This window comes from Streptomyces sp. RerS4 (genome assembly GCF_023515955.1).
Taxonomy (GTDB): Bacteria; Actinomycetota; Actinomycetes; order Streptomycetales; family Streptomycetaceae; genus Streptomyces.
Genome location: NZ_CP097322.1, coordinates 7,057,146 through 7,071,780 on the forward strand (window position 1 = coordinate 7,057,146; position 14,635 = coordinate 7,071,780).

Here is a 14,635-nt window from a genome sequence, read left to right on the forward strand (position 1 = left end):
CCGCGAGAGCCGAGCTGCTGCCGGCCGCCCGTCCGTTCGGAGCGTCGACTTCGAGAGCGCGGACGTCTTGATCACCAACAGCCGGGGCGAGATCCTGCTCCAGCTCCGGGACGACATCCCCGGCGGCGTCATCACGGCCGCGATGGTCGCCCTCCGCGCAACAACGCCGGATCCGGCGACGTTGCTGTCCGACCACGTGGCGCAGTGGGGCTGACGGTGACGACCAAGGCGGCGGGGACCCCGTAGCGGCGCGCCGGCCCCCCAGCGTCCGAACGCCCGCGGCATAGAGCGCGGGGCCGGTCCCCAACCGGCCGGCCTTCTGCGCCCTTGCCTCCAGTGTCTCCATCGGAACCGGCAGCAGCTCCTACGCGGTGGCCGAGGACATGTGCGCCCGCTCGAACCCCACGCGATCCCCAACCTCCGCGCCAAGGAAGCGGAATCACGGATGACTCGAACGGAACGTGGACCAGCCGACGGGCACCGCTCATAAGCCGGGGGAGGCGTTCTCCCGGTCAGACGCGTTGGGTTAGGTTCCGAGGCGTGACTGACGATCGCGGACGACTGCTGGCAGGCCGGTACCGGCTGGCCGAACTGCTGGGCCAGGGCGGCATGGGGACCGTCTGGCGGGCTCACGACGAGCAACTCGACCGGGAGGTCGCCCTCAAGGAGCTCCGGCTGCCCGACGACCTCGACGCCTCCCTGCGCAAGGCCTGGATCGGCCGCCTCGACCGCGAGGCGCGCGCGGCCGCCAGACTGAAACACCCGGGGGTCATCACCGTCCACGACCGGATAGCCGGCGAAGACGGCCGCCCGTGGATCGTGATGGAACTCGTCAACGGCGGCTCCCTGGACGACCTGATCAAGGAGGACGGACCGCTTCCGCCGGCCGAGGTGGCCAAGATCGGCCGACAGGTTCTGGACGCGCTGCGCGCCGTGCACGCCACGGGCGTCACCCACCGGGACATCAAGCCCGCCAACGTGCTCCTCGAAGGCGACCGGGTGGTGCTGACCGACTTCGGGATCGCCGCCGTGGAGGGCGAACCCGGGCTGACCCGGTCGGGGGCCCTCATGGGGACCCCGGCCTACATGTCCCCCGAGCAGGTACGCGGCCTCCCGGCGACCGCCGAATCCGACCTGTGGTCCGTGGGCGCGACGCTGTTCACCGCCGTGGAGGGACACCCTCCGTTCAGTGGCTCCGGTTCCTGGGCCGTCTTCGTCGCCATCGCCACCGAGGAACCCGCCACCGCCGTCCGCGCCGGGGAACTCGCCCCCGTGCTGACGGGCCTCCTCCGCAAGGACCCGGCGCAACGCCTCACCGCCGAGGAGGCGTACGACCTGCTCGCCGGACCGGCGGGCGAAGCGGAGCCCTCCCGGCCGGGCCCCGCGCCCACATCCGCGTCCACACTGCGGCTGGGTACGGCGCCGGGCGCCGCCGGCCCCGGAGCGGAACGGCTGACCCCACCGGGGCACGGCCCCGTCGGTCCTGCCCGACGGCGGGGGTACGTGCTGGGCGGTCTGACGGCCGGCGTCGTGGCCGCGCTGATCGCGATGCCCTGGTGGTTACCGCAGTACGGATCCCCTGACGACGACGCCGGCCGCATCCGCGCGACCGACTCCACGCCGCCCGCCCACCATTCCTCGTCCCCGTCCCCGTCTCCATCCCCAGTCCCACCCACCACAGCCGCCTCCACCCCCACCCCCAGCCCGACCCCCACTCCCACGCCGACCCCCACCCCCAAGCCCTCGCACACCCCCCTCGACCGCCAAGCGATCGAGCGCGTCTTCACGCTCTACATGAACGGCCTGACCAACCACGACATGACCTCGCTGCGCCGAGGCACCTGCCCCCGGCTGCGCTCGACCCTGCTCGGATTCGCCCTCAACGGCTATTTCGTGGATCGCTGGGAACTTCAGCCCTACGAGGTCTTCCCGAACATGGACGAGCTCAGCGTGGAAGCGAAGATCACCCGGCGGGACCCGGAGACCGGGAAACTCGCGGGCGACGTCCTCAACCAATGGATCATCGAGCGGGCCGCGGACCAGCAGTACTACGTATGCGGCTGGCTCAACCAGGAGTGACTGACCGTCGAGGTGGATGTGTCCCCGGCCGGCGCCGCCCGGGTGGCTGTGACGGTGATGACGCCGGCGGCGGAGTCGGCCGCGTCCTCGTCGGTCTGGATCTTCCCGATGGTGTGCAGGGGGCGTGGATCAGGGTGTTCGCGCGGACGCGTCGGCGTCGGCCTTGGCCTCGGTGTCGGGGATCCAGGAGCCGTGGATGCCGCCGGTGACGCGGCGCGGGAGGTGGACCGTGGCGATCCGGTCGAAGCCGGAGGCGTCCAGGACCAAGAGCTGGGAGGCGTCCTGCTTGAGGTCGGAGACGACCGTGAGCAGGTAGCCGTCGTCCTCGCGGGTGGCGCCGGCAGCGGGTACGAACACGGCCTCGCTGGGCAGACGGGCGTCGCCGGCCTGGTGGATGCGGCGGCTGCCGGTGGTGCGGTCGTACTTGACGATGCCGTAGCCGCCGTAGCCGTTCTGGTCGGGGAAGGAGACCGCGTACTGGTAGCGGTTCTCGGCGCCGAGGAAGTCCTCGTTGAGAGTGGGGAATTCGACGGCGAGGTCGTCGATGATCTGCTCGGCGACGCTGCCGGCGGCCAGGTCGATCACCCAGCGGCGGTTGTACGAGCGGGTGTTGGGCTCGCTCCCGCGGCCGGGGGCGCCGACCCACCAGTTCCAGGAGAGCTGGAAGCCTTCCCGGTCCACGGTCGGGCCCTCCAGGACGATGCGGCCCTGGGCGTCCTCGTAGGCGTTGCCGGTGTGCAGCATGTTGCCCGGCTCGACGGGGAACCAGCGGATCTTCTCGGCGCCCCGCGGGCCGCGCGGCATCACGCCGATCCGGGCGGGCTGGGCGTCGTTCCAGCCGTAGGGGATGCCGGAGTGCTCGTTCGGGTCGAAGGTGACCGTGCCCTCGACGAAGACGATGTGGTTGCGGGTGAGGGCGAAGTCGTGCTTCAGGGAGGCGGTCGCGCCGGGGATCTCGGAGCTGTGCGTGATCCGACCCGCGGCGTCGGCCACGTAGTACATCAGGAACGGCGGGAAGGGCGAGGAGCCGAAGAAGTGCAGCTCCCCGGTGACCGGGTCGGTCTTGGGGTGCGCCGTCATCGCGCTGCGCAGCTTGCCGTCGAAGTCGTAGGCGCCGACGGTGTCCAGGTCCCGGGTGAGCTCGAAGGGGAAGTTCGCCTCGCACAGGGCGAGCAGGCGTCCGGCGTGCTCGATGACGTGGGTGCCGGCGGTGCTGGCGGTCAGGTCGGGGCCGTGCTCGGTCATGTACGGGGCGCCGTCCAGGGCGGGGGTGCGCACCCAGCGGTTGCGGTACCACTCGGCGCGGCCCTCGCGCAGGCGGATGCCGTGGACCATGCCGCTGCCCTTGAACCAGTGGGTGGGGGTGACGCCGGGCTTGGGGTTGTGGCTGTTGCGGATCAGCCGGCCGGTCAGCTCCGGCGGCAGGGTGCCCTCGACGGTCAGGTCGGTGGCGGTGATCTCGTCGACGGCCGGGGCGTAGTGGCCGACGAGGAAGGGCTTCTCGGTGGTGGTCATGGCAGAACCTCGTTTCCGTGAAGGGTGGCGCAGGTGGTCGGTGAGGGGTGGCGAGAGGGTCAGGCGGTCTGCTCGGCGCGGGCCTTGAGGGCGGCGAGCCAGGCGGTCAGGGAGGCGTTCAGGACCTGGCCGAGTTCGTCGGTGGCGGCCTCGACGGGGGCGCCGCTCCAGGACTCCTCGGTGTGGACGGTGACCTGATCGCCGGACCGCTCGAAGGTCCACACGTGGACGCCGTCGATGCCGTTCGCCGGTCCGCCCCAGACCAGGCGCTCGCCGGGGACGATCTCGTGGATGGTGGAGGTGATGTCCAGGCCGTGGGTCTTCCAGCGGAAGGAGTTGCCGGGCAGCAGCGGGCCGTCGAGCTCGGCCTGGTCGACGTCCGTGTTCCAGGAGGCCCAGGAGTCGATGTCGGTGTGCAGGGCCCAGACGCGGTCCAGCGGGGCGTCGATCACGGTGGACAGGCGGACGATGACGGGCGCGGTCTCGTCGATGGTGAACATGACGGTGATTCCCTTCGGTTGATGTGCGGTCCGGCGTGTTGCGATCGAGAGGAGCAGGGCGAGGGCGGCGGCGGCCGCGATGACGGCGGCGGAGACGGCGAACGCGGTGCGATAGCCGGCGGTGAGCGCTTCCAGGGCTTCCAGGTGCGGCCGGCGGGTGGCGGCGTGGGCGGTGGTGGTGCCGGCGAGGGTGGCCAGGACCGCGAGTCCGATCGCGCCGCCGACCTGTCGGGTGGTGTTGACCAGGCCGCCGGCCAGCCCGGAGTCCCGGCCGGGGACGCCCTCGACGGACAGGCCGGTCAGCTGGACGAACGCGATGCTCAGGCCCAGGCCGATGAGGACGCTGGGCCCGAGGACGTCGGCGGCGAAGCTGCCGTGGGCGCTGATCCGGGACAGCCACAGCAGTCCGGCGGCCTCGGTCAGCAGTGCGCCGGTGACGGTCGCGGTGGATCCGATACGGCGGGAGATCCTGGGCGCCAGCGTGGAGCCGAGCATGTTGGCGAAGGCCAGGGGGAGCTGGCCGAGGCCGGTGACGAGCGGGCTCAGCCCCAGAACCTGCTGCTGGTAGAGGGGGAGGAAGAAGAACAGGGCGATCCACACCGAGCCGAGCAGCGCCATCAGGATGTTGCCGGCGGCGACCCGTCCCGTACGGAACAGGCGGGGCGGCAGCAGCGGGTGCGGGTGGCGGCGTTCGACCAGGACGAACGCGGTGAGCAGGACGGCCGTGACGGCGAAGGCCGACAGGACCGTGGTGTCGGTCCAGCCCGAGCGGCGGGCCGACGTCAGCCCCCACACCAGGGCCGTGAGGGCGACGGTGACGGTGACGGTGCCCAGGGTGTCGAACCCTCCTCCCTCGGCGGCCCGCACCTTCACCTTCGGCACACTCGCCGCAGCGGCGGCCAGGACCACGAACGCGCCGATCGCCACCGCGTAGAAGATCCACGACCAGCCCCACGTCTCGGTCAGGACGCCACCGAGGAGGACTCCGGCCGCGCCTCCCGCGCCGGACACCGCCCCCCACACCCCCAGGGCCCGGCCCCGGCCGGGGCCGGGCGGGAACAGCCCCATCACCAGGGCCAGCGCCGCAGGGGCGATCGCCGCGGCGCCCAGTCCCTGTGCCGCGCGGGCCGCGATCAGCACGGCGGACGAGGCGGCCAGGCCCGCCACCAGCGAGGAGACCCCGAGTACCGCGAGTCCCCCCAGCAGCACCCGTCGGCGGCCGAGCAGGTCCGCCGCTCTGCCACCCGCGAGCAGCAGCGCCCCGAAGACGAGGCCGTAGGCGTTGACCACCCAGGTGGTGCCGCTGTCCGACAAGCCGACGCCGGCGCGGATCTGGGGCAGGGCCACGTTCACGATCGAGGTGGCCAGCATGATCGTGAACTGCGCCCCGGCCAGGGCCGCGAGCGCGGCTCCGGGAGTGCGACGGGTGCCGGTGGTCTTCGGTCTCCGTGTGCTCTTGGCGGCGCCGATGAAACTCACAACACACTCCCTGTGTGGTTAACCACTCACTGTCGAGGCCTTCAAGAGGGCGGGGCTATTCGCCCCGCCCGTGAAACCGGTCGCGCGGTTGTGGCTCGCGTCAGTAGTGCCTGATGCCGGCCGACAGCGTCCGGGTCCAGGGGGCGTCCATCTCGTCGGCTCCCATCGAGACGATGAGATGGCACAGCATGCCGCGCGCGAAGAACTCCTGGACCTGTGCGTCGGTCCCGCCGCTGGCGCCGCGTACGTACTCCACCAGCCTGGCGTACCCCTGACGGACCGCCTCGCGCACCGCCGACTCGGACACCGCCGCCGCCTGGGCGTGGAGCTGGATCAGCATCAGGTCGTTGTCGCTGATCAGCTGGGCGTACGCGTCGCCCATGGCCCTGAGCACCGCCTCCGCCGAGCTGCCCGTCGCGTCGGCCGCGGCGCGCTCCAGGCCGGCCCTTACCTGTACGAAGCAGTGTTCGACCACCGCCGTGAACAGCAGCTCCTTGCTCGGGAACAGGCGGTAGACGTACGCCTGCGAGATGCCGGCCGCCTTCGCCACCTCGGTCGTGGTGGTACCCCAGTAGCCCCGGGCGGCGAAGGCGCCGATCGCGGTGCGCAGCACCGTCTCTCGGCGCTCCTCGGCGGTGGACAGCTGGCGGGGGCGTTCGCTCGTCATGTGAGTACTTAACCACTCACACTTTCCGGCGTCAATTGTTTCAGGGGCGGAAGGTGCGGCGGTAGGTGTCGGGTGGGACGCCGACGCTGCGGTGGAAGTGGCGGCGCAGGGTGGTGGCGGTGCCCATGCCGGCGATCGAGGCGATGGTGTCCACGGTGGCGTCGGTGGTCTCCAGAAGTTCCTGGGCGTGGCGGATGCGTTGGGTGTGCAGCCACTGCAGTGGGGTGGTGCCGGTGAGGTGCTTGAAGTGGCGGGCGAGATGGCGTGAGCTCATGCGGGCCTGGCGGGCCAGGTCCTCCACGGTGAGCGGTTGGTCCAGCCGCTCCAGCACCCAGGGGAAGAGTTCGTCCAGGGGGTGGTTGCCGGGGGAGGGGACGGGGGTGGCGATGAACTGGGCCTGGCCGCCGTCGCGGTGGGGTGGGATGACCAGGCGTCGGGCGATCTTGTTGGCGTTGGCCGAGCCGTGGTCGAGGCGGACGAGGTGCAGGCACAGGTCCATGGCGGCGGCCTTGCCCGCGGAGGTGAGGACGTCACCGTTGTCGACGTAGAGGACATCGGGATCGACGGTGGCCGCCGGGTGCCGCCGCGCCAGTTCGCGTGTGTGGGCCCAGTGGGTGGTGGCGCGTCTGCCGTCGAGCAGGCCCGCCGCGCCCAGGACGAAGGCGCCTGTGCACAGTGAGGCCACACGGGCACCGGCCTGGTGGGCCGCGCGCACTGCGTCGACCAGTTCGGTGGGTGGTTCGCGGTCGGTGTCGGCCCAGCCGGGGACGATCACCGTGTCCGCTTGAGCGAGGTGGTCGAGTGGGTGGTCGGGTTCCAGGCTGAAGCGGTCGACGCGCACCGGACCGTTGCCGCAGAGGGTGAAGTCGTACCAGGGGTCCACGATGTGGGTCAGATCGGATCCGAAGACCTCGACGGCCACCGCGAGTTCGTAGTGGAGCATGCCGTCGGTGACGGCCAGCGCAACAGTGGGCATGTCCGAAACTGTACGGGGCATGTCGTTTCCGACGCTCGTGTGGCGTGTCGCGCAGGGACAGGATGCGGGTGTCAGGCCGCAGCGGATGCGCAGCGGGCGTTCGAGTGCACGGGAGCAGTCTCATGGGGTCAGGTCAGTTGGTGGCGGTGTTCGGCGCGTACGGTCACACCGGACGGTTCGTGGTCACGGAGCTGGTCGCGCGAGGGTTCGTCCCGGTGCTGTCCGGGCGGGACGCGCGGAAGCTGGCGGAGCCGGCGCGCGAGCACGGCCTGGAGGCCCGGGTGGCGTCGGTCGACGACGCGACCTCACTGGACCGGGCGTTGGCGGGCACGGTGGCGGTCGTCAACTGCGCCGGCCCCTTCGCCTCGACCGTCGGCCCCGTGATCGAGGCCGCGCTGCGCGCGAGGATCCCCTACCTGGACGTGGCCGCTGAGATCGAGGCCAACCTCGACACCTTCGCCCACTACCGGGAGCGGGCCCGCGAGGCGGGAACGGTGATCGTCCCGGCCATGGCCTTCTTCGGCGGCCTCGGCGACCTTCTGGCCACGGCGGCGATGGGCGACTGGGCCGAAGCCGACGAGGCCCACATCGCCTACGCGCTCAGCAACTGGCACCCCACCGCCGGCACCCGCCTCTCCGGCGCGGTCTCCCGCGAACGCCGTGGCGACTTCCGCCTGCGCTACAGCGGCGGACAGTGGGAGCGCCGCACCGACCAGGCGCCCACCCTGGAGTGGACCTTCCCGGATCCGATGGGGCCCCGGCCGGTGATCGGAGAGTTCACCATGGCGGACGTCGTCACCGTCCCCCAGCACCTGTCCATCCCCGACGTGACCACCTACATGACCACCGAGGCGGTCCGCGACGTCGCCGCCCCCCACACACCGGCCCCGACCGCCACCGACAAGAGCGGACGCTCAAACCAGACCTTCCTCGTCGACGTCGTCATCCGCTCCGGCGGAGCCGAACGCCGGGCCACCGCCAGTGGGCAGGACATCTACGCCGTCACCGCGCCCCTCGTCACCGAGGCCCTTGAGCGCGTCCTCACCGGCCGCACCAAGACCGTCGGCGTCGCCTCCGCCGGCGAGCTCTTCGACGCCCCCGACTTCCTGCACGCACTTGCCCCGCACATCACACTGGACCTGCACCCGCAGAAGCGGAACGCCTGATCCGAACGATCCCCCCAGCCGCCGGGCGCACCTTCAGTAAGGCGGTGGGAGTCTCCGACCGGTCCGTACCGCTGCCCATGCCCGACGGAGCCGGTGGAAGCGGCCGACGCGTTGGAGGCGCAGTAGGCGCTCATCAGCGGTGAAGTGCCCATGGCGGCCGGCGAGGAGACCCGGAGGTAGTAGCCGCCCGTCCTGAGCAGCGCGGGGAGGAAGCAGCGGGCGGTGGCGGCGCTGCCGTGTCCGCCATCGCCGCGTCGTCGACCTCCACCAGGCGGCTTCGTGGTGCAGGGAGCCGGCGACGCCGGCCAGCCGCTCCGATTCCAGTCCCAGCAGGGCCACCCTGGCGCCTCGCCGGTCACCACGGCGACGCGGCCGTTCAAAGGCATCCGGTGTGTCGCGTGTGCCATGCGCCCTCCCCGTGCGCGGTGAGCGGTGCGCGGTTTGCGGTGTGCCGCTGCCGCTGCCGCTGCCGCTGCCGACGGATCGGACGGGGCCCGAAGCCGGACCGGGCGTGTGCCGGTGTCAGGCCCTGCGGCTACCCCGGGAACCTCCGCGAACACCCGCGGGCGTCGCCCTGCCGCGGCGCTCCCGGGGGCGCGCGGGCGGGATCGTGCCTATGCTGGATCTTGCCCTCGGAGGAGGAGCGCAGGCCGGGGAGCACGACGTCCGAGAGGCGGCGAGTACAGTCATGGCCAAGCAGCCCAAACGGTCCCACCCGCGGCACGGAGAAGGTCCCAGCCCCCATCAGGGCACCGAGCAGCACGGCTGGTCGCCCGATGTCGACGCGACCCGTCAGCAGGACAATCCGAGCGCGCACCGCTCGTTCCACGCCGACGAGTACGCCCCGAAGAAGGGCCCCGGCCGCCGCGTGTCCAAGGAGGAGGCGGGCGATCCACACGGTAGGCCCGTGAAGAGCACGAGCAGCCGCGGCGAGGACCAGAGCAAGGGCAGCCACGAGGAGGGCATGCGCGACACCGGCCCCAAGGGCCGCTCCCGGCGCCCCAGCGGCACCCGGGACGCGTCGGCCGTGACCGGCGTCGACCCGCAGGATCCCCCTGGGGAGAGCAAGGCGCGCTGACGCGCCGCCCCCGGGCACTGGCCCCGGCGGACGAGCAGTCGTGTCGTCCTTCCGGGGGACCGCGGCACGCCTCCCGTAAGGGCCACGTCTCGGTGGGCGGTTGCGGCCCTCCCTCCCCTCCTCGACGTGGTGGCGCACGTTCTCCAGGAGGACGGAGCCTCGCCGTCCCCAGCGCCAAGCTGGACCGCACCGCCGGGCGCCCGACCTTCCGTCCACCCGTCCCACCCGTCCCGTCCGTCCCATCCGTCCGCCCGCCTCTGCATCCGCCGCAGGAGAGGTCCCATGGCCGTTCGTCACCAACTGATCCGGCGCCCCCCGCACGAGGTGTGGGCCGTACTGGCCGACCCGACGCGGTACGGGGAGTGGGTCGTGGGCCCCTCCGAGTCCACACCCCTCGACCCGCACTGGCCCAACGTCGGATCGCGCCTGCGCTACACGGTGCGGCTGGGCCCCTGCACGGCGCGGAGCGTGACCACCGTCCGCCACAACGAGCCCGGCAGGGAACTGGAGCTGGAGGCCCTGGCCAAGGGCCTGGGGACCGCGCGGATCTTCCTCCAGCTCCGGCCCTGGGGCGAGGAAACGCTCGTGATCTGCGACGAGCACCCCCTGCGCGGCCTCAGCGGCGCCCTGCACAGTCCCGTGAGCGAGGTGCTGCTGCAGCTCCGCCACCGCGGCATGCTCGCCCGGCTTGCCCAGGTCGTGGAACGGGAGCACGCCGGGGCTGACGGGGGCGGCGACGAAGGTGGCCCTGCAGGGTACGCCGGAGCAGTTGCGTGAGTTCCTGCGCAGTGGGTGGCAGAAGCCGTTGCAGGAGGACGGGTTGGATTGTTCCGGACGGGTTGTCGCGGAGCCGCTGATCCCCGCCGTCGAGGGTGAGGCAGCAAGGTTGCGGGGCACCGGATACGCCTGATGAGACGCTGTTCGCCGCGATCACCTGCGGGGTTTCGCGGACACTCCGTCGCGTTGACCTTCGAGGCCCCTATCTGCGGCCGGTCACCGCGGCGGCCCTGAGCGAAGCCCTTGACATCCGTGACCGCAGCGACCTCACCGTGATGGCTGTCTATCGTCGCCGACCGAGTACGGTCCGCCGGCCGCACGGCGGACGACACCACCGCCCCGTGGACCTTGCCGCGAGCGAGCGGCTCTTCCAGCGCCTCATGTACGCGACCACGAGTGACCCGCCACCGACGCCGGCTTCGCCCCCGACGCCGCGGCGGCCGACCAGTCCCCGGCCGACCAGCTCCCGGCCGACCACCCGGCCGCGCACCCGCCACCCCTCGACGACGAGGAGAACGAACCGACGATCGCTGTATCGGCGCCGCCGTCCTGGACCCGGCCGGTCGCCCGCTTGGCGGCGTCAGCGTCACCACCGTCACCTTCGTGGTCCCGCGAGGAACTCGCCTCGTACGCCCCCGCCCTTGCGCGCCGCCATCCTGGCCCCGGCCCCGCTGCTGTGAACACCGAAACCCGTGGCGGACCCGGGCGTTAAACCGGCGACACGGCCGCCACCGGCGCCCCGAACCGCAGGGAGATACCGGGTGTTCCCCACCGTCGTACGCCGCCTCGGGCGCTCACTCGCGGTCGTGGCCGCCTGCCTCCTCGCCGCGGGCGCCCCCGCCGCCGCCTCCGATCCGGTGACGGGCGGCCCGGTGCTCGACCGCGACTTCCCCGACCCCGACATCGTGAAGGTCGGCCGGACCTACCACGCCTACGCCACCCACGGCGAGACGGTGAACATCCAGCACGCCACCTCCACCGACCTGGTCCACTGGACACCGGTCGACGAGGACGCCCTGCCCGACCTCGGCGCGTGGGCCGAACCCGTCCGCACGCTCGTATGGGCACCCGAGGTCTTCGCCAACGGCCGCGGCTACACGATGCACTACACCGCCCGCGACCGCGCCGGCGGCAGGCAGTGCGTCGGCGTCGCCCTGTCGGCCACGCCCGACGGCCCCTTCAAGCCGACCGGCGACGGGCCGCTGGTCTGCCCGGTCGAGCAGGGCGGCGCCATCGACGCCGCGAGTTTCACGGAGGGCGGGCGCCGTTACCTCCTGTGGAAGAACGACGGCAACTGCTGCGAACTGCCCACCCGCATCCACCTGCAACCCGTCTCCCGGGACGGCACGAGGACGACGGGCGAGCCCGTCGTCCTCATCGGCCAGGACCTCGCCTGGGAGGGCAAGGTCGTCGAGGCTCCGACCCTGGTGCGGCGCGACGGCCGCTATGTGCTCTTCTACTCGGCCGGTTTCTACGGTGACCACGGCTACTCCACCGGCTACGCGATCTCCGACCACCTCACCGGCCCCTACGCGAAGGCCCCCCAGCCCCTGATGTCCACCGAGTCCCTCGGCGGGGCCGTCCGGGGCCCCGGCGGCCAGGACATCGTGACCGGACCCGACGGACGGGACCGGATCCTCTTCCACGGCTGGAGCCCCGACGGCAAGCGGCGCACCCTGCACGCGGCCGGCATCGACTTCGTGGACGGCCGCCCCGTCCTGGACGCGGCGACGGGCACGGACCGGCGCTGAGGCCCCGTCAGCCCGCCCCGGAGCCCGTCAACCCCACCGCTGGGCGTCGGAACCGTCGCAGGGCGTCGCCCGCAACCCCTGCTCGCCGTCGGTCAGGCAGCTCCCGGAGGAACGGCTCTTGACCTCGACCGACGCGTCGTCGTGGGGCGTCACCGTCCACCGCTGGGTAGCCACCCGCGCACAGCTCGCCCCGCGCAGCCCGGAGGCGTGGTCGTCCAGGCAGGCGCCAGTGGCGTGGTTGCGCAGCTCACTGCCCCCGTCGGGGAGCGGCCGGACCGTCCACCGCTGGTAGCTCATCCCGTTGGGCGCGTACGTACGCAGCCCCTGGTCGAGGCTGTGGTCCAGGCAGCTGCCCGTGGCCCGGTTGACGAAGATCCGGGGGCCCTCGGCCTGCCGCTCCCCACTCGGCCCGAGCCCCCGGCCCGCAACCTGCCCGCCCGAGGCCTGCCCGCCCGAGGCCGGCTCCGACGGCCACAACGCGTACGCCGTCACCAGCCCCCCGCACAGCAGACCGCCGCAGGCGCCCCCGACCACCCACACCCAGCGGCGTCGGGCCCACAGGTTCGCCCGCCGGCGCAATAACGTCCACCACCACCATCGCGTTCGCGAACTGACGTTCTGTTCCGTCTCGGGGGCGGCCTGCTTCGGCTGGCTCCGGTCCGCCGCCTCCCACAGGGTGCGGTACTCGTCCGGGTCCGCGCCCAGCGCCCGACACAGCTCGCGTACCGTCGCCCACGGCGGGATCGTCTGACCCCGGAAATAGCGCGACAGCGACGAGTCGCTGATGCGCAACTCCGACTCCAGTGACCGCAGTGTGCGCCCCGACCGCTGCTGCAGTGCCTTCAGCGCGGTGCCCAGGCGCCGCGCCGGACTTGCGTGTCGATCATCGGTGCCCGTCACGTTCGCCCCCTTCGCCGGCCGTCCGCGGCTCCCCCGAACGGCCCAGTCCTGTCCCGGGACGGTCACGTCCCAGCAGGTCGGAACCTTAGGGATCCCGACATCGCTGAAGCAAACGGGACGGTATTGCGGGGCCCGTTCCGTCTCCCGCAGACTCCTTCTCGTCCGGTCCCACGGCCCGAAGCGGCCGCACCGCGTCATCCACACCGAACGCGTGGATGCCGCCCGGGGACGGACCGAACTCCCCTCCTCACGCCCCGAGAACGCGCCGGGCTCCCTCCTCCACGACCCGTGGCGGTGCCCCGGCGTCGCCCCGGTGCGCCTCCGTACCCCCTCCCGGGGGCCGGGGGCGGGAGCGGAGCGCTTTCCACCCCTCACGAGAACCAGGAGATCGCATGACCCACAACTCCACCCGCCGGTGGTACATGGCGGCGTTGACGGCAGTCCTCTGCGCCGGATCCGTCGCGCTGACGGCGCCGGCCGCGCCCGCCGCCCCTGCGGCGCCCACCGCCCGGGTGGCGGTGGAGGCGGGCACCCTCGCACCCGACACCATTCGGGCGGCGCCCAGGATCACCCGGGCCCAGGTACTGGCGCGGGCCAAGACCTGGCTGACCGCCAACAACGGCCGGCCCGTCCCCTACAGCCAGACCAAGTACTGGAAGGACGGCTACCGGCAGGACTGCTCGGGATACGTCTCCATGGCCCTGGGCCTGCCCAAGCCCGGACCCAACACCGTCGCGCTGAAGAACAACGGCTTCACCCGCCGGATCGCGATGAAGGACCTGGCCCCCGGCGACCTCGTCCTCAAGGCGAACAGCAACAGCGCCGACTACCGCCACGTCGTCATCTTCGACGGCTGGGCCAACAGCGCACACACCGCCTACAAGTCCTACGAGCAGGCCGGTGGCGTCGGGACCCGCTGGAAGCAGCACTCCTACGGCGTGAACGGCCGCGACGGCTACCACGCCTACCGACCCGTCAACATCACGGGCTGACCCACCGCGCGGGGCGGGCGGCGCACCCGCCCGCCCCGCGCACCCTCCACCTTCCCGCCCCCCACCCCACCGACAGAGGAGAGCCACATGACCACCACCGCACCCCCGAAGCGGCTGCGCGCCACCGTGACCTGCCTGCTGCTCGCCGGAGCCCTGGCCGCCGGCGCCGGCGTCACGGCCACCGCGGCCGGCGCGCTCGACAGCGTCCAGACCTTCCGCAACGGCGCCACGTCGGCCTGCCTGGACGACAGCGAGCACGGCACCCGCACCTACACCTGCCTCGCCAACCAGCACCAGAAGTGGAACGTCCACCGGTGGGCCGACGGCACGCGCGAGCTGCGCAACCTCAAGACGGGCAACTGCCTGACCGACAGCCCCCGGGGGCGGATCACCCCGCACCCCTGTGACAAGGCCAAGGACCAGAGCTGGATCGTGCACCGCTACCCGGACGGGGCCGTCGAGCTCAAGAACCAGGAGACCGGCCTCTGCCTCGACGACAGCCCGCAGCACCACCTGCGCACCTTCCCGTGCGGCACGCACGGCCAGCGGAGCCCGTTCCAGACCTGGCACTGAACAGGGGCCGGGGAGGGTGAACGCCACCTTCCCCGGCCGGAGGCCGGTCCGGAACTTACCGGGAAGAGGTGACACCAGTCCCGGGGGAGACCGCCGAAGGCACCGTGCGGGGGTGGAGGAACACGAGGCCGCGCAGGACGCAGAAGCAGGGGCAACTGTTCCCGTACTGCGGCAGAGTGGGG

At 72.3% G+C, this 14,635-nt stretch carries 12 protein-coding genes and 2 pseudogenes; 8 read left to right on the plus strand and 6 right to left on the minus strand.

The window, feature by feature from the left end:
- Positions 1–67: 67 nt before the first annotated feature.
- The gene (locus M4D82_RS31665; protein ID WP_249770898.1) at positions 68–214 is read left to right on the plus strand and encodes a hypothetical protein; all 147 of its coding nucleotides are present in this window, start codon (positions 68–70) and stop codon (positions 212–214) included.
- 326 nt (positions 215–540) lie between these two features.
- On the plus strand, positions 541–2,079 hold the full coding sequence (locus M4D82_RS31670; protein WP_249770900.1) for a serine/threonine-protein kinase: 1,539 nt from the start codon (positions 541–543) through the stop codon (positions 2,077–2,079).
- 129 nt (positions 2,080–2,208) lie between these two features.
- Here the strand turns inward: M4D82_RS31670 and M4D82_RS31675 are convergent, their stop codons facing one another.
- From M4D82_RS31675 to M4D82_RS31690, 4 genes are all read right to left on the minus strand, one after another.
- The gene (locus M4D82_RS31675) at positions 2,209–3,594 is read right to left on the minus strand and encodes a carotenoid oxygenase family protein (RefSeq protein ID WP_249770902.1); all 1,386 of its coding nucleotides are present in this window, start codon (positions 3,592–3,594) and stop codon (positions 2,209–2,211) included.
- 59 nt (positions 3,595–3,653) lie between these two features.
- Positions 3,654–5,573 (minus strand): DHA2 family efflux MFS transporter permease subunit, encoded by a 1,920-nt coding sequence (locus tag M4D82_RS31680; RefSeq protein ID WP_249770904.1) that lies wholly within the window; start codon positions 5,571–5,573, stop codon positions 3,654–3,656.
- Between the two features lie 100 nt (positions 5,574–5,673).
- Positions 5,674–6,240: a TetR/AcrR family transcriptional regulator gene (locus M4D82_RS31685; RefSeq protein ID WP_249770906.1), complete on the minus strand. Its 567-nt coding sequence runs from the start codon at positions 6,238–6,240 to the stop codon at positions 5,674–5,676.
- A 40-nt stretch (positions 6,241–6,280) separates the two neighbouring features.
- Positions 6,281–7,216, minus strand: a complete 936-nt coding sequence (locus M4D82_RS31690) for a helix-turn-helix domain-containing protein (protein WP_249770908.1) — start codon at positions 7,214–7,216, stop codon at positions 6,281–6,283.
- A 122-nt stretch (positions 7,217–7,338) separates the two neighbouring features.
- Here M4D82_RS31690 and M4D82_RS31695 point away from each other — a divergent pair, with 122 nt between their 5' ends.
- Complete coding sequence (locus tag M4D82_RS31695; protein ID WP_249770910.1) at positions 7,339–8,382, plus strand: saccharopine dehydrogenase family protein; 1,044 nt, start codon at positions 7,339–7,341, stop codon at positions 8,380–8,382.
- A 95-nt stretch (positions 8,383–8,477) separates the two neighbouring features.
- Here the strand turns inward: M4D82_RS31695 and M4D82_RS31700 are convergent.
- Positions 8,478–8,618: pseudogene (locus M4D82_RS31700) on the minus strand (short-chain dehydrogenase); the annotation flags it as partial.
- A 452-nt stretch (positions 8,619–9,070) separates the two neighbouring features.
- Between M4D82_RS31700 and M4D82_RS31705 the strand changes: the two are divergent.
- From M4D82_RS31705 to M4D82_RS31720, 3 genes and pseudogenes are all read left to right on the plus strand, one after another.
- Positions 9,071–9,460: a hypothetical protein gene (locus M4D82_RS31705; protein WP_249770912.1), complete on the plus strand. Its 390-nt coding sequence runs from the start codon at positions 9,071–9,073 to the stop codon at positions 9,458–9,460.
- Between the two features lie 282 nt (positions 9,461–9,742).
- A pseudogene (locus M4D82_RS31715) lies at positions 9,743–10,192 on the plus strand (SRPBCC family protein); the annotation flags it as partial.
- Positions 10,193–10,998: 806 nt separating this feature from the next.
- Positions 10,999–11,988, plus strand: coding sequence for a glycoside hydrolase family 43 protein (locus M4D82_RS31720; protein WP_249770916.1), 990 nt, complete (start codon positions 10,999–11,001; stop codon positions 11,986–11,988).
- A gap of 27 nt (positions 11,989–12,015) precedes the next feature.
- Here M4D82_RS31720 and M4D82_RS31725 read toward each other — a convergent pair whose 3' ends face one another.
- Positions 12,016–12,888, minus strand: coding sequence for a helix-turn-helix domain-containing protein (locus M4D82_RS31725; RefSeq protein ID WP_249770918.1), 873 nt, complete (start codon positions 12,886–12,888; stop codon positions 12,016–12,018).
- Positions 12,889–13,280: 392 nt separating this feature from the next.
- Between M4D82_RS31725 and M4D82_RS31730 the strand changes: the two genes are divergently transcribed.
- Positions 13,281–13,880 (plus strand): C40 family peptidase, encoded by a 600-nt coding sequence (locus tag M4D82_RS31730; RefSeq protein WP_249770920.1) that lies wholly within the window; start codon positions 13,281–13,283, stop codon positions 13,878–13,880.
- An 87-nt stretch (positions 13,881–13,967) separates the two neighbouring features.
- Positions 13,968–14,453 (plus strand): RICIN domain-containing protein, encoded by a 486-nt coding sequence (locus M4D82_RS31735; protein ID WP_249770922.1) that lies wholly within the window; start codon positions 13,968–13,970, stop codon positions 14,451–14,453.
- Positions 14,454–14,635 lie beyond the last annotated feature (182 nt).

Bases quoted from the DNA above. Each gene is read 5' to 3' on its own strand.
- M4D82_RS31730 (WP_249770920.1), top strand. From the start codon at position 13,281: ATGACCCACAACTCCACCCGCCGGTGGTACATGGCGGCGTTGACGGCA.
- M4D82_RS31690 (WP_249770908.1), bottom strand. From the start codon at position 7,216: ATGCCCACTGTTGCGCTGGCCGTCACCGACGGCATGCTCCACTACGAA.
- M4D82_RS31705 (WP_249770912.1), top strand. From the start codon at position 9,071: ATGGCCAAGCAGCCCAAACGGTCCCACCCGCGGCACGGAGAAGGTCCC.
- M4D82_RS31675 (WP_249770902.1), bottom strand. From the start codon at position 3,594: ATGACCACCACCGAGAAGCCCTTCCTCGTCGGCCACTACGCCCCGGCC.
- M4D82_RS31695 (WP_249770910.1), top strand. From the start codon at position 7,339: ATGGGGTCAGGTCAGTTGGTGGCGGTGTTCGGCGCGTACGGTCACACC.
- M4D82_RS31685 (WP_249770906.1), bottom strand. From the start codon at position 6,240: ATGACGAGCGAACGCCCCCGCCAGCTGTCCACCGCCGAGGAGCGCCGA.
- M4D82_RS31735 (WP_249770922.1), top strand. From the start codon at position 13,968: ATGACCACCACCGCACCCCCGAAGCGGCTGCGCGCCACCGTGACCTGC.